Here is a 20,721-nt window from a genome sequence, read left to right as displayed (position 1 = left end):
CCCCCCCCCCCACCACGTCAGCGGCGTGGTCAGCCGTGTTCCACCTCTCGCATCCACCGCTCCTGCGCTTGAATGAGTGCACCGACCTGCACCGAGGAGCACGCATGCCCCGCTCGACCTCCCTGTCCCGCACCTCCGCCCCACCCTGGGCCGAGACCGTCGCCTCGTGGGCGGGGAGGATCGTGCAGGCCGTGGCCTTCTGGCTCGTGCTCGCGCTGATCCTGCTGCTGTTCGCTCCCGGCTTCGTGCGGACGGTGAGCGACTGGCTGGCGGTCCTGAACATCCCCACGTTCCCGAGCGTCTTCTCGGTGGTCCTGGTCGGCGTGATCGCGAGCGGCCTCCTGCGCCGGCAGCGGGCGGCCCTGTGGTTCGTCGTGATCGTGTGGCAGTTCCCGGTCGCGGTGCTGGGGCTCGCGGTGGGCCTGCTGTGGGTCTTCGACGAGGACAAGCAGGCGCTGCGAGCGGACGGCCTGGTGCTCTCACCGCTCGAGATCGCGTCGTGGGTCGTGGCCGTCGCGGCGGTCGTCCTGCTGATCGCGGCCCGGTCCGCGTTCCCTGCCCGGGTCAGCAAGGGTGCGTGGTGGCGGGCGATCCTGGTGCTCGTGGGCGGTGTCGCCGTCTCGGCGTTCCTCACGCTCCTGCTGCTCGAGGTCTTCCCCCACACGCTGCACGGGATGCGCAACCGGGTGAACTGGAGCCTGTCGGTCGCGCTCGGCCTCAAGCCCAGCGACTACCCGCTGCACGCCGACGGCTCGGGTCCTGGCTGGTTGGCCCTCGTCGCGGGTCTGATCTCGGCGCTCGCCCTGGTGCTCGCGATCGCGGTCTTCATGCGCTCGGCCCCGCACGACGCCAAGGTCGAGGCGGCCGACGAGCTCGCCGTGCGCAAGCTCCTGCTGGAGCACCCCAGCGACGACTCGCTCGAGTACTTCGCGACGCGCTGGGACCGCAGCGCGATCTTCTCCCAGGACCAGCGGGCGGCCGTGACCTACCGGGTCATCTCCGGCGTGTGCCTCGCGGCGGGGGACCCCATCGGCGACAAGGCGAGCTGGCCCGACGCGATCGAGCAGTGGCGCGCGCACGCACGCCGCTTCGGCTGGGTGCCCGCGGTGCTGTCGACGAGCGAGCTGGGCGCCAAGGCGTTCCAGGCCGTGGACCTGCACCCGATCGCGCTGGGCGACGAGGCGATCATCAACACGCGGACGTTCACGCTCGACGGCCCGGCGATGCGGTCGGTGCGTCACGCGGTCGCACGCCCCGAGCGCGACGGGTACCGGGTCCTGGTCCGCCGCCAGGCCGAGATCCCGGCCGACGAGCTCGCAGCCCTGGTCGCCGCCGCCGACGAGTGGCGACACGGCGAGGAGCGCGGCTTCTCGATGTCGCTGAGCCGTCTGGGGGACGCCGCGGACCCGCGCGAGATGATCGTCTCCGCGCACGACGCCGACGGGAACCCGCGGGGCCTCCTGTCGTTCGTGCCCTGGGGCCGCCGTGGTCTGTCCCTCGACGTCATGCGCCGCCACCCGCAGGCCGTCAGCGGGGTCACCGAGCTCATGGTGACCGAGCTCGTCGCCGCCGGGCGCAGCATGGGCGTCGACCGCATCTCGATGAACTTCGCGATGTTCCGCGGGTCGTTCGAGCAGGGGGCACGCATCGGCGCGACCCCGATCCAACGCTTCAACCGCCGCCTGCTGCTGATCGCGTCGCGGTTCTGGCAGCTCGACTCGCTGTACAAGTCGAACGAGAAGTACCTGCCGGACTGGAAGCCGCGCCTCCTGTGCTTCCAGAACGCGGGCCAGCTCACGCAGGTCATCTTCGCGGTGGGCCAGGCCGAGGGCTTCCTGCCGAACACCCCGAACCTGTTCCACCGCCGCGACCGGTCGCCGGACCTGCACCGCCCCGAGGTCTCCGCGGCGTTCGCCGAGGCCGTGCGGGCCCAGGAGACCGCGCTGCTCACCGTCTCGGCGCCCACGCGCCGCCTGACCGAGCAGCAGGCCACGCGCCACGCCAAGCTCGGCGTGCTGCGCGCGGCGGGCATGGAGCCCTACCCCGTCTCGGTCCCACGCACCGTCTCGATCGCGGAGGCCGTGCGACGCGGCACGTCGCTCGGCCGGTCGCAGGACGCTCCGGGGCCCGACGGCGCCGCACCGGCCGGGGCGAGCACCGCACCGGGCGACGTGGCCGCCCAGGGCGACCTGTCCGTCGTCGGGCGTGTGGTGCGTCTGCGCGACCACGGCGGCGTGATCTTCGCCGACCTGCGCGAGGGCGTCGACGAGATCCAGGTCATGTTCACGGCCGACCGGCCCGGACCAGACCTCGGGCTCTGGCGCCGCGCGGTCGACCTGGGCGACCAGGTGAGCGTCACGGGCGACCTGACCCGCAGCCGCCGCGGCGAGCTGTCCCTGCACGCGGACGCGTGGCAGATGGCGTCCAAGGCCCTCACGTCGCCGCCCGACAAGCACCGCGGGCTCGCCGACGCCGAGGCGAAGGTGCGGCTCAAGCACATGGAGCTGGCCCTCGACACCCGGACGGCGCAGATCCTGCGCGGGCGCAGCGCAGCCGTGAAGTCGCTGCGCGACTCGCTCGCGGCGCGCGACTTCATCGAGGTCGAGACCCCGATCCTGCAGCGCGTGCACGGCGGTGCGAACGCCCGGCCGTTCACGACGCACATCAACGCGTACGACCTCGACCTGTACCTGCGCATCGCGCCCGAGCTGTTCCTCAAGCGGCTCGCGATCGGCGGCGTCGGGCGGGTCTTCGAGCTGGGCCGCAACTTCCGCAACGAGGGCGTCGACGCGACCCACAACCCCGAGTTCACGTCGCTCGAGGCGTACCAGGCGTACGGCGACTACACGACGATGCGCGAGCTCACGCGCGACCTCATCGTCGAGGCCGCGATCGCCGTGCACGGCGAGCCGGTCTCGCGGCGGGCGGACGGCACCGTGGTCCGGCTCGACGGCGAGTGGCCCGTCCGCACCGTGCACGGGGCGGTGTCCGAGGCCGTGGGCCAGGAGGTCACCCCGGACACCCCGATGGCCACGCTCCAGGCGATCTGCGAGGAGAAGGGCGTCCACTTCACGCCGGACATGACGCACGGGGCGATCGTGACCGAGCTGTACGACGCGTTCGTCGAGGGGCAGACGGTCGAGCCGACGTTCTACACCGACTTCCCGCTCGAGACCTCGCCCCTGACGCGCACCCACCGCCGCGACCCGCGGCTCGCCGAGCGGTGGGACCTCGTGGCGTTCGGCGCCGAGCTGGGCACCGCGTACTCGGAGCTCATCGACCCCGTGGACCAGCGCAACCGCCTCACGCAGCAGTCGCTGCTCGCCGCGGCGGGCGACCCGGAGGCCATGGAGGTCGACGAGGACTTCCTCTCCGCCCTGGAGTTCGCGATGCCGCCCACCGGCGGGCTCGGGATCGGGGTGGACCGCGTCTACATGATGCTCATCGGGGCGAGCATCCGCGAGACGCTCGCGTTCCCGTTCGTCCGCCCGTCGGGGCGGGGCTGACCCGGTCCGGGCCCGGTCACCGGCCCCGCGGTCAGCGCGTGGCCGCGCGCCGGAGACCCGCGCCGAGCATCATCCCGGGCCCGAGCGAGACCAGTGCGGCCCCGACCGCGAACGGCGCGTCCGCCACCGCACCGAAGGCCCCGCCCCCGGCGCCGAAGGCGAGCACGAGCGCGAGCATCGCCGTCGTGGCGCGCTGCTGCTTGAGGTGGTCGAGGACCACTCCCGTCGCGGCCCCGAAGACCACGGCGAACAGGTACAGCATCGTCATCCCTCGTTCCGGTCGGGGGTCGGTCCGCACCAACCATGACGTACCGGACACGCGTCGGCCAGCCGCAGGACGGGACGAACGTGGGACGACGGCGGGATCGGACGAGTTTTCCGCACCACCGTGCGGCCCCGGCCGTCTCGGGGGCCGACGGCGTCACACTTGTCGATAACGAACGAGTAACGTAGGCCGCGATCGGGCGCACGACGGACGGCAACGACCACTGGCTCCCGCACCACGAAGTCGGTACCGACCTCCAGCCGGAGGCCGTCCCAGAGCACAGGAGTCACGTCAGGTGGAAACGTCCGCACCGGTCCAGCAGCGCCCGCACGGCGCCGCGCCGACCCCCACGCGGCGTCAACGTCAGGCCGAGCTTCGCGCGCGAGAGCTCGCCGCGGCCGGACTCGAGGGACGCCCCCACGTCGACCACCTGCAGGTCGAGCACCGGCACACCAGCAGCTCGCGCCCCGCGACGTTCGCCGTGCCGCAGACCGCGGCACGCCCGGCACCGTTCCCCGTGCCGACGGCGGCGACCCCGGTGACGTCCCCCGCGCCGCAGGTCGTCGCACCGGCAGCGGCCGTGGCGGCTGCCCCTCGAACCTCTCCGTTCCCGCCGACCGGCATCCTGCGCGCCGCCCCCGAGCCCGCCGCGCCGCTCCGGACACCGTCGGGCGAGATCCCCGTCGTCCTGGTCCCGGCCCCGACGCCGCTGCGCTCGACGCCCACGCCGGTCGTCACCACCGCCGCGGATGCGCCCGCCGCTCCGACCACCGACCCGACCTTCCCGCCGCTGAGCCGGCGTGAGCGCAAGTCGGGCGGCCCCGCGACCGGCTCCACCCCGGTCGCCCCCGCGACACCGGCCCGGGGGACCCTGTTCGGCTCGCGTCTCGTGGCGCGCGCCGCGACGGGCGCCGCGTTCGTCGGTGCCCTGGCGTGCGTGCCCATGATCATCCCCGGCACGGCGTCGGGCGACCTCGCCCCCGGCGGGCAGCAGGCCGACCTCGCGGACGACGAGGGCGGGAACACCACGACGCTCGCCGGGCAGGCGGACGCCACCCAGGACGACATGATCGCCAAGGCGGAGGCCCTCCTGGCACGTGCCGAGGCATCCTCGGCCTCCACGCACGAGCTCGAGACCGCGCGTGCGGAGCTCGCAGCCCTCAAGGACCAGATCTTGGCCGAGCGCAGCGAGGGCTCGCAGCGCGCGTCCCGCTCGAACGAGCGCACGTCCCTCGCCGACAGCGCCGAGGTCGCCGACACGACGGTCACGCAGGACGAGGGTGCGGCCTCGGGTCCGCTCACGACCGCGGACCTCGGCCAGGCGATGAACAACGTGGCGATGCAGCTCAACGACTTCGGTGAGACGTCCCAGTCGGTCGTCACGCCGGCCCCCGCGACCCCGGCAGAGCTCGCGGCCGAGCGTCGAACCCGTGCGGCGACGTTGCTCGACCAGTGCGGGTCCGCCAACTTCTCCAACGGCAAGATCCCGGCGTCGGCCCTCACGTCGTTGTCGTTCGCACCGAGCCAGTCCCTGCGCTGCGACGCTGCCGCGATGCTCGAGGAGCTGTCCGCGGCCTACGCCCAGCGGTTCGGCACGTCGATCCCGCTCACGGACACGTACCGGTCCTACTCGGAGCAGGTCTCGACGCGGGCCGCCAAGCCCGGCCTCGCGGCCGTCCCCGGGACCTCGAACCACGGCTGGGGCCTCGCGATCGATCTTGCAGCGCCGGCATCGAGCCCCGGTTCGGCCCAGTACAAGTGGCTGCGCTCGAACGCCCCCCTGTACGGGTGGGACAACCCCGCGTGGGCCCGTCCCAACGGGTCCAAGCCCGAGCCCTGGCACTTCGAGTACGCGGCCGGCTGGTAGCCGCCGTCCTTCAGCGGAACGCCGCGTCCCGGTCGGGCGCGAGCGCCCCGTCCGGGACCTCTCCTCGCAGGACCTGCGCGACGACGTCGGGCCTCGTGAGCGGGAACATGTGTCCCTCGCCCGGTAGCCCGTAGACGCTCGCGCCGAGGCGCGCCCCGAGCTCGCGCTCCTCCCGCAGGAACGGCCCCTGCCCTCGGCTCCCCCACCCGACGAGCTGGACGGGGCGGACCGCGAGACGGTCGAGCGCGTCGGAGCGGCCGGCGAACAGGGCGGTGACGCGTTCGGCCTGCGACCAGCTCTGCTCGTACTGCCCCACCAGGAGTCGCCACGCCTCGGGCGTGCCGTAGCGGCGGGCGGCCTCGTCGTCGGGCATGGGGTCGGGGCGGTGCGTCCCGTCGTACCAGGCCCGACGGCGCAGCGCGGGCCCGCGCCTCGTCACCGCCCCGCAGCGCGCGAGCAGGGTGCCGCCCGCGTGGAGCAGCCTCTCCGCGAACAGCGTCGCCCCGACCGGGGCGGGCCGCTCGGGGCGACGCGGCAGGAAGGGTGCCGTCGGGTCGAGGAGCACGACGGCCCCGAGCTCCTCGGGGTGCGTCAGCGCCCACTCGATCGCTGCGAGGCCGCCCACGCTGTGCCCCACGAGGCCGATGCTCGCGGGGGCGTGCCGCCCCTCCAGCCCGAGAGACGCCCGGATCGCGGCGACGGGCGCGGTGACCGCCGTCTCCCACGAGTCGAGCACGAGCACGGTCGCGGCCGGGAACTGCTCCCGCACGACGCGCGCCAGAGGCTCCATGTCGGAGGGGGCGAGCAGGAGCCCGGGCAGGATGACCCACGTGGTGGGGGGCGGGGTCGCCGTCGTCATGGAGCCCAGTCCATCACGCGTCCCTGGGACTCGCCTCGGAGGAGGCTGTGGGTTCGGTCCCCACCTCCCCTGTGCGGTCCTCCCGGGGGCGCGAGCGGCGCTGCGGGATCCTCAGGACCTGCACCGCGAGCACCAGGACGACCGAGAACGCGACGATCTGTACGCGCTGCGCGATCCCCGTCCCGAGCGGCAACGGGCTGCCGAACATGCCGATCGTGCCGGTCACGATCCCCAGGACCGGCCCGAGGGCGCCCGCGAGGCGGGCCGAGAGCCCGAGGGGGGTCCGACGTCGGGCCCGCGCGAGCCACACGATCCCCGCGCTCGCGACGAACGAGCCGATCCCCGACGCGACGCTCGAGAACGTGTGCGCGTGGTGGGCAGCACTCACGGCTCCCGCCTCCTCGCGCGCGGCGCAGGTCCCGACGGACAGCGCGCAGTCGAGGGGCAGCAGGGCGTCGGCCATGGTCGCGAGCCCGAACGCCACGAGCGCCCAGAACGTGACCCGCTGCACGGGGGTCGCTGCCGGGTGCCCGGCCGCGCGCCGACGCCGGTACGCGACGCCCAGGACCGCGAGCCCGAAGACCACGAGCGCGCCCGCGGCGAGATCGGTCCCCCGGAAGAGCGCGGACGTCGGCTGGTCGAGCGCCGCGAGCTCGGACAGGTACGAACGGGTCGGGTCGAGGGGCCACCCGGCGGCCGCCTCCAGCACGACGCCCACGTAGAGGATCCCGGCAAGGGTCAGGAGGACCTGAGCGACCGTGACGAGCCGGCTCGTGGGCCCTGTCCGGGCGGCCTGCGCCCCCCTCACGCGACCAGAGCCTGCACGCCCGCGACGATGCGGTCGATCCCGAACTCCAGCTCGGCCTCGGCCGAGTACGCGGACTGCTGCGCCTCGCCGACCGTGGCGCCCACGCGCCCGGCCACGGCGAACGTGCTCATCTCGCTGATCCGTTCGAGGAGCGGGGCGTTCGCGGTCCACCACTCGTCGTCGGTCTGCCCGCTCTCCTCGTGGGCGAGGCGGGCCGCGCGGGCACGGCGCGCCGCGGTGGTCGCCTGCCCGACGACGAGCGTCACGGTCGCGTCCATCGCGACGTCGTCGAGGCCGACTCCCTCGATCGCCCGCAGCTCGACGTCGTACTTGCGGGTCTCGCCCGGCCCGAGGACAGGGCGCGCGAGGTCGATGTCGAGGAGCCAGGGGTGCGCCGCGAAGAGGTCCCAGTTGGCGCGGGCCACCGACCGCAGCCGGTCCTGCCACGTGGCACCCCGCGCCTCGCCCTGCGGGTAGAGCTCGCCGTACGCGCGGTCGACGACCAGGTCCACGAGGTCGTCCTTGTTCTGGACGTAGGTGTAGAGCGACATGGTGCCGATCCCGAGCTCGGCGGCCACCTTGCGCATGGACAGCCCGGCGAGCGCACCCTCCGCGTCCGCGAGCCCGACGGCGGCCCGCGCCACCTCGTCGGGCGTCCGGGACTGCTGGGGTCCCCTCGCGCCACGGTCGGCGTGCAGGCCCCACAGGAGCGCGAGGGTGCGCGCGGGGTCGCGAGGGGTCGCGGGGGACGTCGGGGTCGGCACGGGCTGCCTCCTCGTGAGCGATCGGGGATCATCGAAGGGGCTCGACGGATGCCCGACCTGTCGGGAATGATCTGCGTACATCGTACGTTGATCGCTCGGAAGATCGACGTACGACGCACCAGGAAAGAGGCCCTGTGCCGCGACCAGCGCCACGCCCAACTGTCGGCCACCCGGCGAGCGACGAACCAGCGGTGGTGCCCGACGACCTGCTCGACGGACTGCTCGACGCCTGGGCGGCGGGCGACGGCAGCCCCGCCGACGTGTTCTGGGGAGCAGTGTGCGCCGAGGCCCTCGGGCACGTCGCGGCCGGTCGTCTCGTGCCCGTGCTCGACGCGGGCCGCGCGGGCTGGCGGGTCGGCCCGCTCGACGGCGCCGCCCTCGACCGTGTGGACGCCCTCGCGGACGCGATGCCCGACGACGTCGCCGTCCCGGAGGCGCTCGGCGCCGGGACCGGGACGCCTGCGGACCGCGTCGTCGACGACGGGACGCGCACCGACGGCGTCGCGATGCACGGAGCGGCACGCACGAGCACGGTGCGACAGGTCATGGATGCCGTCGCGGACGCGTGGGTCCGGCGCGCCGCGACGACCGCCGACGTTCCCCAGGGGCCCGCCGGCCTGCTGGTGGGCTCGTCGGGCGACACGACGCCGCACGAGACCCCCGGTGCAGCCGACGCCGAGCTCGCCGGATGGGCGCACGACGCCGCCGCGCTGCTCGACCCTCGCGTCACCGTGACCCTCCGGCTCGCCCCCTTGCCGGACGACGGCCCGCTCGCTGAGGGAGGCGGCCCGTCCGCCGAGGGTGACGAACCGTCCGTCGACGGTGACCTCGCCGTCCGTGACTGGCTCGCGACGGTCGTCGTCCGCGGGCGCGACGGGGCCCGGACGGCGGACGCGCTGTGGGCGTCCGCCCGCACCGACACGGGTGCCCGCGAGGCGGTCGGGGACGTCCTGGTCCGGCTGCGTGCGGGAGCCCACGCCTGGCCCCCGCTCGACGGGCTGCTCGACCGGCCGGTCCCCGACTGCCTCGTCCTCGCCCCGGCCGACGTGCGCGAGCTCCTCGCCGAAGGGGCATCAGCGCTTGCCGCGACCGGCGTCGGTGTCGAGTGGCCGGCGAGCCTCGCCGGTCAGGTCCGGTCCGTCGCGGTGTTCTCACCGACCGAGGCCCCCGACGCGGTCGGCGCGCTCCCCGCCCTGCTGCGGACCGGCGCGCACGGGGGCGCCTCCGCGTCGTCCGGCTCCCTGTCGAGCCCCATGACGCTCACGCACGAGCTCACGCTCGACGGGGTCCGCCTCACCGCGGCCGAGCGCGAGCACCTGGCGCGCGTCCACGCCGAGGGGCGCTCCGCCGTCGTGCGGCTGCGCGGGCGATGGGTCCTCGCCGATCCTGCCGCGGCGCAGGCGGCCACCCGACGCACGGCCCAGCCCGTCTCCGCGCTCGACGCCGTCTCCGCAGCGCTCACGGGCGTGGCCCGCGTGGGCGACCACGACCTGGTCGTGACGCCGACGCCGTGGCTCGACCGGCTCCGCGCCGAGCTCGAGGACCCCAGCCCGGCGCGCGACGTCGTCGTACCGGAAGGACTGAACGCCTCGCTGCGCGACTACCAGCTCGACGGCCTGCGCTGGCTCGCGCGCCTGACCGGGCTCGGGCTCGGCGCGTGCCTGGCCGACGACATGGGACTCGGCAAGACGATCACGCTGATCGCGCTGCACCTGCACCGCTCCCGGCCCGACGACGCCGCGCCGCCACAGGTGGGCGCCACGGCCACCGGGCCCACCCTGGTCGTGTGCCCCGCCTCCCTCCTGGGCAACTGGGAGCAGGAGGTCCGCCGGTTCGCGCCCGGGGTCGCGGTGCGCCGATTCCACGGTGCGTCACGCGACCTGCGCGGGGTCGACGACGGGTTCGTGCTGACGACCTACGGGACCGTCCTGTCGGACGCCTCGCGGAGCGCACCCGTGCTCGGGGCGCACCGCTGGGGGCTCGTCGTCGCGGACGAGGCGCAGCACGTCAAGAACCCGGGGTCCGGCACCGCGAAGGCGCTGCGCACGATCCCCGCCGCGGCCCGCGTCGCGCTGACCGGGACGCCCGTCGAGAACAACCTCACCGAGCTGTGGGCCGTCATGGACTGGCTCAACCCGGGCCTCCTGGGCACGCGCGGGCAGTTCCGGCGGCGTTGGGCCGACCCGATCGAAGGGACCCGCGACCCGGTACTCGCCGAACGCCTCGCGCGCCTGGTGCGGCCGTTCCTGCTGCGGCGGCGCAAGTCCGACCCGGGGATCGCGCCCGAGCTGCCGCCCAAGACCGTGACCGATCAGGTGGTGCCGCTCACGGCCGAGCAGGTCGGGCTCTACGAGGATGCCGTGCGATCGGCCCTCGCGGAGATCGACCGGGCCGAGGGCATGGGGCGTCGCGCCATGATCGGCGGCCTGCTCACGCACCTCAAGCAGATCTGCAACCACCCGGCGCAGTACCTGCACGAGGAGGATCCTCGGTTGTCGGGGAGGTCAGGCAAGCTCGACGCGTTCACCGAGCTCGTCACGACCGTCCGCGCCGAGGAGGGCGCGATCCTCGTGTTCACGCAGTACGTCGCGATGGCCCGGCTCCTCGAGTCCTACCTCGCTCGGCGCGGCGTGCCGACGATGCTGCTGCACGGCGGGACGCCCGTGGCGCAGCGCGAGCAGATGGTCGCTCGCTTCCAGGCGGCCGAAGGGATGCCGCCCGTCTTTCTGCTCTCGCTCAAGGCCGCGGGGACCGGGCTCAACCTCACGCGTGCCGACCACGTCATCCACTTCGACCGCTGGTGGAACCCGGCCGTCGAGGAGCAGGCGACCGACCGGGCGTACCGGATCGGGCAGACACGGCCCGTCCAGGTGCACCGCCTGACCAGCGAAGGAACCATCGAGGAGCACATCGCCCGCATGATCGAGTCCAAGAGGGAGCTCGCCGACGCCGTGCTCGGGGCGGGCGGTGTCGAGGGAGCGATTTCCGAGCTGAGCACCGCCGACCTCGCCGAGCTGGTCGCCCTGCGGAGCGTCGAGGGCGACGTGCCTGCCGCCGAGGGTGACCGACGAACGCCCGGCGGCGACGAGAGGAGGCGCCCGTGAGCGCCGTGGGCTTCCCCGCCTTCCCCCCGACGGGCACCGCGACCAAAGGGGCCGTCCGGCGTGGCCAGTCGTGGTGGGCACGTGCCTGGGTCCGGTCGATGGAGGAGTTCGCCCTGGACGCAGGGCCGCTCAAGAAGGGGCGCGCCTACGCCCGGACGGGGCGCGTGGGGTCGATCACGGTCAGCCCAGGAGCCGTCCAGGCGCGTGTACAAGATGATGATGGCGAGATGTACCACACGGTCGTCTCGCTCGAACCGCTGACCGACGACGAGTGGGACCGGTTCCTGCGCATCCTCGCGTCCCGGTCAGGGCGGCTCGCAGCGCTGCTCTCGGGCGAGATGCCCCGCGACGTCGTCGCCGCCGCGGTCGACGCCGACATCTCGCTGCTCCCGGGGATCGGCGACCTCGAACCGGAGTGCGACTGCCCCACCTGGGACCTCCCCTGCCTGCACGCCGCAGCGCTGAGCTACCAGGCGGGCTGGCTGCTCGACGCCGACCCGTTCGTGCTCTTCCTCCTGCGCGGGCGGTCCCGCGAGCAGGTCCTCGACGCGCTGCGCGGGCTCTCGTCGCCCGCGCCGGCCGCCGAGCCGTCGGACCCGTCGGTGGACAGCGCGCCCGACCCGACCGGCGCCCCGGCGAGCAACGAGGGAACGGGCGCTGCGCCGTCGGGCCGGCGGATCCTCGGCGAGCTGCCGACACCTCCCGACGTCCCCGAGCCCCCGTCCGCCGCGGACCTCCTGCCCGGCGTGCCGGACCGGACGGCCGACGGGACACCCGTCGACCTCACCGGTCTGCGCGCCGCGCTCGCCGCCGCCGCGCTCTCAGCGGCGGAGCGGCTCACCGCGCTGGACCGCTGACGGCCCCGCGGCACGAGCCTCAGACCGGCGCCTGATCCGTGCGCTCGAGCAGGACCATGACCTCGTAGTGCGTGGTCTGCGGAAACATGTCCAGGACGCGGCCCCGCACGGGGCGCAGCGACGGCATGGCAGCGAGGTCGCGGGCCAGCGACACCGCGTTGCAGCTCGAGTAGACGACCTGCTGAACGGTCGAGGACTCGAGCCACCCCGCGAGCTCGGCGCCGATCCCGCGCCGCGGCGGGTTCACGATCACGAGGTCGGGGACGTGCTGGGCCGCGAGGGCGAACGCCGTGGCGTCGCCGGCCGCGAACGTCACGTCGTCGAGCCCGGCCTGGGCCGCGCTGCGCTCGGCGCTCACGATCGCCTCGCGGCTCGACTCGATCCCGACCACCTCACGACCAGGCGTCGCACAGTGGAGCGCGAAGCCGCCCACGCCGCAGTACAGGTCCCAGACGCTGTCCGGCGCGGCCTCGTCGACCCACTCGCGACCCTGTCGGTACAGGGCCGCGGCGACCTCGGTGTTGGTCTGGAAGAAGCTCTGCTGACGCAGGTGCATCTCGATCCCGTTGACGCGCATGGTCAGCGTGTCCGCCTCGGTCAGGAGGATCTCCTGCTCGCCCTCGAGCGCTGCCTTGTGCTCGGGCAGGATGTTGGCCGACACCACGCGCGCCTGCGGCAGCGCGTCGAGCAGGCTCGGCAGGTGCTTGCGCAGGCGAGAGACCGGCTCCTGCGAGCGCAGCACGAAGCGCACCATGAGCTCGCCGGCCGGGGACTGCGTGACCAGCACGTTCTTGAGCTCGCCGCGCCGCGTCGCCACGTCGTAGGGCGTGAGGCCCGCCCGGGTGACGAAGTGCGCGAGGACGGGGAAGACGGCCTGGAGATCGGCCGGGTAGAGGCCGCAGTCCTGGAGGTCGACGCCGCGTCCGCCCCCGTCGAGGATGCCGAGCGTCGGGCGCTCGACCGTGCCGCCCACGACCATCTTGGCCTTGTTGCGGAAGCCCGACTCGCGGCTCGCGACCGGTCGCTCCCACCGCAGGTCGGTGTGTGCCGCGAGGAGCTCGCCCGCGTGCCGTTGCTTGTCGGCGAGCTGCGCGGCGTAGCCCTGGCCCATGAGGGTGCACGAACGGCACTCGTGGGCGTCGAAGTGAGGGCACTGCATTTCCCTGATTCTACGGGCCGGGCCTGCGCGGGACGGCCCCGTCCCGAGGCGCTACGGCTTCTCGCCGATCACGACCGTCGCCCCGAGCTCGTCGTCGGTCTCGACGCGCGCCTGAAGTCCCGCACGCTCGAAGAGCCCGATCGCGACCGGCGCCTGTCGCTCGCTCGTCTCGATCAGGAGGTGGGCGCCGGGGGCCAGCCAGACCGACGCCTCGGCGGCGACGCGGCGGTGCACGTCGAGGCCGTCGTGGCCGCCGTCGAGCGCGACGCGGGCCTCGTGGATCCTCGCCTCGGGTGGCATGGTCTCGATCGCACCGGTCGGGACGTAGGGGGCGTTGACGACGAGGACGTCGACGCCCCCGCGCAGCCGCGCCGGCAGGGCGTTGTACAAGTCGCCCTCGTACACTTGTCCATCAAGGTTCCGGCGGGCGCAGCGCACCGCGGCGGCATCGATGTCCGCGGCGTGCAGGTCGATGCCCGGGTGCCTCGCGATCAGCACCGCCCCCAGCGCGCCCGTGCCGCAGCACAGGTCGACGACCGTCGCGCGCTCGCCCGTGAGCCCGCTCGCGAGCGACGCGAGGAGCTCCGTGCGTCGTCGCGGCACGAACACCGTCGGCTCGACCAGGATGCGCAGCCCGCAGAACTCCGCCCAACCGAGGACCTGCTCCAGAGGCAGGCCCGCCACCCGGCTCGCCACCATGGCGTCCAGCTCGGCCGCGGACGTCGCGGCCGAACGGAGAAGGTCGGCCTCCTCCTCCGCGAACACGCACCCCGCTGCACGCAGGGTGGACACGACGTCTGACGGGCTCATGGGGGGACTCACGCTACTACCCGGCCCCGCTCGCGGGCGGACAATGGACCCATGCCCGACGACGCAGCCCCCGCCCCCGCCCGTCCCACCTCCCCCGTGGCCGCCACCCCACGGGGCCCGTCCCCGCAGGCGCGAGCCCACGCGGAGGACCTCGCGCGATTCGTCGAGGCCTCGCCCTCGTCGTTCCACGCGGCCCACGAGGTCGCACGCCGCGCCCTCGAGGCAGGCTTCACGCTGCTCGACGAGGCCGACGCCTGGCCGCACCCGACCGCCGGGGGCCGCTACGTCGTCGTGCGTGACGGTGCCGTCATCGCGTGGGTCACGCCCGCGGGCGCGAACCGGACGACGCCCTTCGCGATCCTCGGCGCGCACACCGACTCCCCCGGCTTCAAGCTCAAGCCCAGGCCGACCACGGGCCGCGAGGGCTGGTGGCAGGCGGGCGTCGAGGTCTACGGCGGGCCACTGCTCAACTCGTGGCTCGACCGCGAGCTCGAGCTCGCCGGGCGGCTCGTGACGCTCGACGGCCGCAGCCACCTCGTGCGGACAGGCCCCCTGCTCCGCATCCCGCAGCTCGCGATCCACCTCGACCGCGCCGCGAACGACGGCCTCAAGCTCGACAAGCAGCGCCACACCCAGCCCGTGTGGGGTCTCGGGGCGCTCGGTGCCCCCGACGCCGACCTGCTCGCGCTCCTCGCCGAGCACGCGGGGATCCGGGCAGCAGAGGTCGGCGGGTACGACCTCGTCGTCGCAGACACCCAGGCGCCGCGGATCTTCGGCGCGCACGAGGAGCTGCTCGCGTCGGGACGGCTCGACAACCTGCTCTCGGTGCACGCAGGACTCGTCGCGCTGCTGGAGGTGGCGGCAGGGACCGCGACCGAGCCCCCGGGCGGCGAGGCGCCGATCGCGGTCCTCGCGGCGTTCGACCACGAGGAGATCGGCAGCGAGACGCGCTCGGGGGCCAGCGGGCCGTTCCTCGCGGACGTCCTGTCGCGCATCAGCGGCGGGTCCGGGGCGAGCGACGAGGACCGGCACCGCGCGCTCGCCGGGTCGCTGTGCGTGTCGAGCGACGTCGGGCACTCGGTCCACCCCAACTACCCGGAGCGGCACGACCCGGCGAACCGCCCCGTGGCGGGCGGTGGCCCGATCCTCAAGATCAACGCCAACCAGCGGTACGCGACCGACGCCCACGGGGCGGCGGCCTGGGCCGCGGCCTGCGCGGCGGCCGGGGTCCCGAGCCAGGAGTTCGTCTCGGAGAACACGGTGCCGTGCGGTTCGACGATCGGGCCGCTGACCGCGACCCGCCTCGGCATCCGGACGGTCGACGTCGGCGCGCCCATCCTCTCGATGCACTCGGCGCGCGAGCTCACGGCCGTCGCGGACCCGTACTACCTGTCCCGCGCGATCGCGCAGGTGTTCGCCGGCTGAGACCGGCGGACGTCCGTCACCACGTCGCCACGTCGCCACGTCGCCGAGGTAGAACGTAGTGCGCGAGGTAGAACCCCTCGCGCACTACGTCGCGCGGAACGTTCTACCTCGTCGCCCTCGGGGCAGCGCCCGCTCGACGGTTCGGCGCCCGCAGGTGCCAGGTGGGAGACTCTGAGACGTGCCCAGCCCGTCGCGAACCCCGGAACCGGACGCCGCGTCGGACGACACGGCGGGCGCCAGACGTCCGGGGACGAGCAGCGGCCGTCAGTCCTTCTCCGACCGGCCCGGTGCCCTCCTCGACGTCCTGCTCGCGGGCGGCCGTCGTGCCGACCGGCTGACGCACGTCGAGCACCTGCCCGGTCGCCCCGGGCAGCAGGCGGACTGGCCCGGCTGGGCCGACGCGTCGCTCGTCGCGGGCTACCGCTCGATGGGCGTCGAGCGCCCGTGGTCGCACCAGGTCGAGGCCGCCGAGGCCGCCTGGTCGGGGCGCCACGTCGCGCTCGCGACGTCGACCGGCTCGGGCAAGTCGCTGGCGTTCTGGCTGCCCGCGCTCACCGCGGTGCGCGCGGACCGCGCCGCCGAGACCCTGGCCCCGGGCCGGATCGAGAGCGCCCGCACGCGCGGCACGGTCCTCTACCTGAGCCCGACCAAGGCCCTGGCGGCCGACCAGGTCGACGGCCTCCAACGCCTCCTCGACGCCTCGCGCGCCAACGACGTCAAGGTCTCGACGTGCGACGGCGACACGTCGTTCGAGGAGCGCAAGTGGGTGCAGGAGTACGCGGACGTCGTGCTGACCAACCCCGACTTCCTGCACTTCGCGCTCCTGCCCAACCACCGGCGCTGGACACGCTTCCTGAGCAACCTGCGTTACGTCGTCGTCGACGAGGGGCACTCCTACCGGGGCGTGTTCGGGGCGCACGTGGCCCTGGTGCTGCGGCGCCTCGCACGGCTCGCGACGCACTACGCGTCGGCGCCCGCGACGTCCCGCACCGGGTCGTCGGCGCCACGCCGGGGGATCGTCCGGCCCGCTGCTGACGACGTACCCGCTCGGGGCCTCACGTTCGTCGTCGCGTCAGCCACGACGGCCGACCCCGCCGTGAGCGCGGGCCGGCTCATCGGGGTCCCGCCCGAGCAGATCGTCACGGTCGACGCCGACACGAGCCCGGCCGGACGCAAGACGTTCGCACTGTGGCAGCCACCCGAGGTCCTGGGCTACGAGGCCGCGCAGGCCAGGGCGGCGGCGGCGAACGACCCGGCAGCCGACGCGGCCCTCGCCGAGGCCCTGCTGATCGACCCCACGGCCCACGACGAGCTGGGCCTGACGAGCGACCCCGACGAGCCCGCGACCCCGGGCGACTCCCCCGAGCGTCCGCGCCGGTCCGCGACGGCCGAGGCCGCGGACCTCCTGGCCGACCTCACGGCGGCAGGTGCCCGCACGCTCGCGTTCACGCGCTCGCGCCGCGGCGCCGAGGCCGTCGCGACCCAGACCCAGGACCACCTGCGCGTCGTCTCGCCCCAGCTCGCGCGCCGCGTCGCGGCCTACCGCGGCGGCTACCTCCCCGAGGAGCGCCGGGGGCTCGAGCAGGCGCTGCGCAGCGGCGCGATCCGCGGCCTCGCGACGACCAACGCGCTCGAGCTCGGGGTCGACATCTCGGGCCTCGACGCGGTGCTCATCGCGGGGTGGCCGGGCACGCGCATGTCGGTCTGGCAGCAGGCCGGGCGTGCGGGGCGCGCCGGGGCAGACGGCCTGGTCGCGTTCGTCGCGCGCGAGGACCCGCTCGACACCTACCTCGTGCACCACCCCGAGGCGATCTTCGCGGCGCCCCTGGAGGCCACCGTCTTCGACCCTGCCAACCCGTACGTCCTCGCGCCGCACCTGTGCGCGGCCGCCGCGGAGGTCCCGCTCCGGCAGTCCGACCTCCCCCAGTTCGGCGACGCCGCCGCGGTGACCGAGCTCCTGGGCGTGCTGGTCGCACGGGGTGCGCTGCGCCGTCGGGCGTCCGGGTGGTACTGGACGCACGCTCGGTCGGCTGCCGCGATGACGGACCTGCGCGGCTCGGGCGGCTCGCCCGTGCGCGTCGTCGAGGCCGGCACCGGACGCCTGCTCGGCACGGTCGACGCGGCCTCGGCCGACGGCTCGGTCCACGACGGCGCGGTCTACGTCCACCAGGGCGTGAGCTACGTCGTGGAGTCGCTCGACCTGCGGGACGGCGTCGCGCTCGTCGCCCGCCGGGACGTCGACTTCGGGACGTGGTCGCGCTCCGTCACGGAGATCGCGATCCACGGCGTCCGCGACGAGGAGCCGGGCGAGGCCCCGGCGGCGGTCCCTGCCACGGACCCCGTCGACGCCCCGAGCGACGGCCCGACGGCGGAGCCCACCCCGGGCGACCAGCCGTCCGTCTTGCAGGGGGCGTCCCCGAACGACACCGCGCACCCCGCGATCCAGCGCTGGTGGGGACCCATCGGCTGGGGCTTCGGCCCTGTCGAGGTGACGAGCCAGGTCGTGAGCTTCCAGCGCCGGCGCCTGCCGGACCTGCAGATCCTGGGCACCGAACCGCTCGACCTGCCCGAGCACACGCTCCCGACGACCGCCGTGTGGTGGACCGTCCCGGCCGAGGTCCTCGAGGCCGCGGACATCGACGCCGACACCGCGCCGGGAGCGCTGCACGCGGCCGAGCACGCGTCGATCGGGCTCCTGCCCCTGCTCGCGACGTGCGACCGCTGGGACCTGGGCGGGGTCTCGACGGCGATGCACGTGGACACCGAGCAGGCGACGGTGTTCGTGTACGACGCGTACCCCGGCGGTGCGGGCTTCGCCGAGCGGGGGTTCCACCTGGGCGCGACGTGGCTGCGCGCGACCCGGGCCGCGATCGCACGCTGCCCCTGCGCGGACGGCTGCCCGGCGTGCGTGCAGTCACCCAAGTGCGGCAACTTCAACAACCCGCTCGACAAGGCCGCGGCGGTCCGCCTGCTCGACGCGGTGCTCGCCTACGCGCCGTCCGACTGACGCCTCGTGCGCTGAGTGCATGATTCGGCCACGACTCGCCGGGTGTGTCGCAGCCGAGTCATGCACTCACCGGTCGGCGACCGCTCACCGCGCCGACGCGGGTCCCGCGCGTGCCGCGGCCCGCGCGGTGCCCAGCACCCCGGCCCACCCCCTCGCCTCGCGCGTGACGTCGACCCGGACGACGCCGTCCCCCTGCTCGTCGCAGGCCACGACCACGGCGCCGTTGCGCTCCGCGGTCTCCCGCGCCGTCGGGCAGGCCTCCCACCCTCGCTGGAGGGCGGTCGCCGCGGCGAGCGCTGCGAGGTCGGCCGCCGCCTGCGCCCTGCCGCGGGCCCCCTGGGCCGAGGCGAGCGCCGCGAGGGCGAGCCCCAGCACCAGGGCGACCGCGATGAGGCCGAGCGCCAGCACGGTTCCCGAGCCGCGGTCGCGCGGCCTCACGGCTCGCTCCACGCGACCGCCGCCCCGCGCGCCTGGAGCGGCGAGCGCGACAACCAGCCGCCGACCACGGGCTGGGCGACCCGCACCTCGACCCACGGGTCGCCGCGCGCCACGGTCACCGTGGCGTCGGGCCCGGCCACCTGCCCGACGACGGCGCGCACCGCCGCGTCGTCCTCGCCGATCGCGACGGCCCGGGCGGCGGCGCGCGCGGCGTCGGCTGCCTGGAGCTGTGCGTTCGCCGCCGCGGCGAGCGTGAGGACGGCCACCAGCACGAGGACGACCGCAGGCAGCGCGAGCGCGAGCTCGGCGGTCACGGTGCCGCGCTCACGGTCGCGGAACCTGCGCCCGAGCCGCCACCGCGCACTGGTGGCCGTCACCCTCATCCGATCGACAGGGCGCGCTGGATGATGCCGAGCAGCATCTCGCGCACCTCGCCGCTCTTGAGGATCGCGATGAGCAGCCCGGCGAACCCGACCGCCGCGATGGTCGCCACCGCGTACTCGGCGGTCGCGAGACCGGCCTCCGGGTCCTCGCCGCGGACGCGAGCGAGCAGCCCCGCCCACCCCGCTCTCGCTCCGTGCACAGCCTTCATGGGTGTCTCCTCCGGGTCCGTGGCCCGCCTGTCGCGCGCCGTGCCGCCCACTGTGGCGGGCCCGAGACCCGGCCCGCTGGACCGAGCGGCGCCGCTGTGGAGCGAGGGCCCCGCAGACGGCCTGTGGACGGCCAGGCCCCTCCCACCAGGCCCCTCCCGAGCCGCTAGGTTGCGTCCTGCTGCGCCAGCCAGGTGAGGATCATCCGGTTCGTCTCCTCCGGCAGCTCCTGCTGGATCCAGTGACCGCAGTCCAGGTCGACCACGTCCACGTCGGGCACGAGCTCGGCGAGCCTCTCCGACCTCGCGACCATGTCCCTGGAGCCGTAGATCATGAGCGCGGGCTGCTTGACGACGGGGTCCACGTCAGCGAGCAGGCGCCAGTTGCGGTCGAGGTTCCTGTACCAGTTGATGCTGCCCGTGAAGCCTGTCGCCTCGAAGGCGGCCACGAAGACGGCCAGCTCGGCGTCACTCATGACGGGCTCGCCGAGCGGCACCTCCGCCCTGGCGAGCTGCATCAATGCCATGCCCGGCTCGGGCGCTCTGAGCGGCTCGTTCTTCCGGTACAGGTTCCGCAGGAACCGGGACGCGTTCTCGTCGAGCACGGCGTCCGCGACGCCCGGCCGGCGGTTGAAGTGGACGAAGTAGAAGTCCCCGCCCAGCGCCTCTTCCATGACTTCGATCCAAGGCCGCTCACCACGCTCCTGGTAGGGCAGGCTCAGGTTGATCACCCGGTTGACCCGGTGGGGGTGCAGCAGGGTCAGCCCCCAGACGACGAACGCTCCCCAGTCGTGACCGACGAACGTGGCGTCCTCGTAGCCGTAGTGGTCGAGGAGCGCGACCAGGTCTCCGGACAGGTGCTCGATGTCGTACTCGGTCACGTCGGCCGGCCGGGACGAGCCGCCGTAGCCGCGCTGGTTCGGGACGATGACGTGATAGCCCGCGGCGACGAGTGCGGGCACCTGGTGGCGCCAGGAGTAGGCGTGCTCCGGCCAGCCGTGGCACAGCACGACGGGCCGCCCCGCGTTGTGCCTGCCTGCTTCGAAGACTTCGAGCTCCACGCCGTTGACGGCTACCAGGGTGGGCTCGGGGAAGTCGGGGAGACGGTGACTCGGTGGGTTCATGCCGCCATGGTGCACACGGGTACCGGTCAACCCGTGTCCGGTTCTCCGCGCGACCGCCACCTCTTCCCGCGAGACTGGTCGGCAGCGGCTGTCGATTCCGTCGGTGGTCACGCGTCATCGTGATGAAGGACCCACCACC

Annotated in this window: 16 protein-coding genes; 6 read left to right on the top strand and 10 right to left on the bottom strand. The window is 74.4% G+C overall.

Going from position 1 to position 20,721, the window contains the following annotated elements; genetic code table 11:
- Positions 1-104 precede the first annotated feature (104 nt).
- Positions 105-3,506: a bifunctional lysylphosphatidylglycerol synthetase/lysine--tRNA ligase LysX gene (gene lysX / locus H9652_RS08375; RefSeq protein ID WP_191795846.1), complete on the top strand. Its 3,402-nt coding sequence runs from the start codon at positions 105-107 to the stop codon at positions 3,504-3,506.
- A 31-nt stretch (positions 3,507-3,537) separates the two neighbouring features.
- Here lysX and H9652_RS08370 read toward each other — a convergent pair whose 3' ends face one another.
- Entirely contained in the window at positions 3,538-3,774 is a 237-nt protein-coding gene (locus tag H9652_RS08370) for a hypothetical protein (RefSeq protein ID WP_191795845.1), read from the bottom strand.
- A 292-nt stretch (positions 3,775-4,066) separates the two neighbouring features.
- Here H9652_RS08370 and H9652_RS20265 point away from each other — a divergent pair, with 292 nt between their 5' ends.
- Positions 4,067-5,638 carry a M15 family metallopeptidase gene (locus H9652_RS20265; RefSeq protein ID WP_191795844.1) on the top strand — a complete coding sequence of 524 codons (1,572 nt, stop codon included), beginning with the start codon at positions 4,067-4,069 and terminating at the stop codon, positions 5,636-5,638.
- Between the two features lie 10 nt (positions 5,639-5,648).
- Here H9652_RS20265 and H9652_RS08360 read toward each other — a convergent pair whose 3' ends face one another.
- Genes H9652_RS08360 through H9652_RS08350 form a run of 3 tightly spaced genes read right to left on the bottom strand, consistent with a single transcriptional unit; the run spans position 5,649 to position 8,069 of the window.
- Positions 5,649-6,497 carry an alpha/beta fold hydrolase gene (locus H9652_RS08360; RefSeq protein ID WP_191795843.1) on the bottom strand — a complete coding sequence of 283 codons (849 nt, stop codon included), beginning with the start codon at positions 6,495-6,497 and terminating at the stop codon, positions 5,649-5,651.
- Positions 6,498-6,510: 13 nt separating this feature from the next.
- Positions 6,511-7,305 carry a DUF998 domain-containing protein gene (locus H9652_RS08355; protein ID WP_191795842.1) on the bottom strand — a complete coding sequence of 265 codons (795 nt, stop codon included), beginning with the start codon at positions 7,303-7,305 and terminating at the stop codon, positions 6,511-6,513.
- Positions 7,302-8,069 (bottom strand): TetR/AcrR family transcriptional regulator, encoded by a 768-nt coding sequence (locus H9652_RS08350; protein ID WP_318244053.1) that lies wholly within the window; start codon positions 8,067-8,069, stop codon positions 7,302-7,304. Before H9652_RS08350 ends, H9652_RS08355 begins: the two co-directional genes overlap by 4 nt.
- 191 nt (positions 8,070-8,260) lie before the next feature.
- Between H9652_RS08350 and H9652_RS08345 the strand changes: the two genes are divergently transcribed.
- Together H9652_RS08345 and H9652_RS08340 are read left to right on the top strand one after the other, a co-directional pair.
- Complete coding sequence (locus tag H9652_RS08345; protein WP_191795840.1) at positions 8,261-11,173, top strand: DEAD/DEAH box helicase; 2,913 nt, start codon at positions 8,261-8,263, stop codon at positions 11,171-11,173.
- Entirely contained in the window at positions 11,170-12,030 is an 861-nt protein-coding gene (locus H9652_RS08340) for an SWIM zinc finger family protein (RefSeq protein ID WP_191795839.1), read from the top strand. Before H9652_RS08345 ends, H9652_RS08340 begins: the two co-directional genes overlap by 4 nt.
- 19 nt (positions 12,031-12,049) lie before the next feature.
- Here H9652_RS08340 and rlmC read toward each other — a convergent pair whose 3' ends face one another.
- Together rlmC and H9652_RS08330 are read right to left on the bottom strand one after the other, a co-directional pair.
- Entirely contained in the window at positions 12,050-13,189 is a 1,140-nt protein-coding gene (gene rlmC / locus H9652_RS08335; RefSeq protein ID WP_191795838.1) for a 23S rRNA (uracil(747)-C(5))-methyltransferase RlmC, read from the bottom strand.
- A gap of 51 nt (positions 13,190-13,240) precedes the next feature.
- Positions 13,241-13,999 carry a putative protein N(5)-glutamine methyltransferase gene (locus tag H9652_RS08330; protein WP_191795837.1) on the bottom strand — a complete coding sequence of 253 codons (759 nt, stop codon included), beginning with the start codon at positions 13,997-13,999 and terminating at the stop codon, positions 13,241-13,243.
- Positions 14,000-14,050: 51 nt separating this feature from the next.
- On the opposite strand from H9652_RS08330, the gene H9652_RS08325 reads away from it, so the two are divergent.
- Positions 14,051-15,424 (top strand): M18 family aminopeptidase, encoded by a 1,374-nt coding sequence (locus H9652_RS08325; protein ID WP_191795836.1) that lies wholly within the window; start codon positions 14,051-14,053, stop codon positions 15,422-15,424.
- 304 nt (positions 15,425-15,728) lie between these two features.
- Positions 15,729-18,431 (top strand): DEAD/DEAH box helicase, encoded by a 2,703-nt coding sequence (locus tag H9652_RS08320; RefSeq protein ID WP_225227950.1) that lies wholly within the window; start codon positions 15,729-15,731, stop codon positions 18,429-18,431.
- A gap of 84 nt (positions 18,432-18,515) precedes the next feature.
- On the opposite strand, the gene H9652_RS08315 is transcribed toward H9652_RS08320, so the two are convergent.
- From H9652_RS08315 to H9652_RS08300, 4 genes are all read right to left on the bottom strand, one after another.
- Positions 18,516-18,869 (bottom strand): Rv3654c family TadE-like protein, encoded by a 354-nt coding sequence (locus H9652_RS08315; protein ID WP_191795835.1) that lies wholly within the window; start codon positions 18,867-18,869, stop codon positions 18,516-18,518.
- The gene (locus H9652_RS08310) at positions 18,866-19,246 is read right to left on the bottom strand and encodes a TadE family type IV pilus minor pilin (RefSeq protein WP_318244052.1); all 381 of its coding nucleotides are present in this window, start codon (positions 19,244-19,246) and stop codon (positions 18,866-18,868) included. The genes H9652_RS08315 and H9652_RS08310 overlap by 4 nt, the downstream gene beginning before the upstream one ends.
- A 2-nt stretch (positions 19,247-19,248) precedes the next feature.
- On the bottom strand, positions 19,249-19,461 hold the full coding sequence (locus H9652_RS08305) for a DUF4244 domain-containing protein (protein WP_138826155.1): 213 nt from the start codon (positions 19,459-19,461) through the stop codon (positions 19,249-19,251).
- Positions 19,462-19,625: 164 nt separating this feature from the next.
- A complete protein-coding gene (locus H9652_RS08300) occupies positions 19,626-20,582 on the bottom strand; it encodes an alpha/beta fold hydrolase (protein ID WP_191795833.1) in 957 nt (318 codons plus the stop codon).
- Between the last annotated feature and the right edge of the window lie 139 nt (positions 20,583-20,721).

The organism is Oerskovia rustica (assembly GCF_014836555.1).
Classification (GTDB): Bacteria; Actinomycetota; Actinomycetes; order Actinomycetales; family Cellulomonadaceae; genus Oerskovia; species Oerskovia rustica.
The sequence above is the reverse complement of the archived record's forward strand: the minus strand, read 5'-3'. Positions and strand labels throughout refer to the sequence as shown.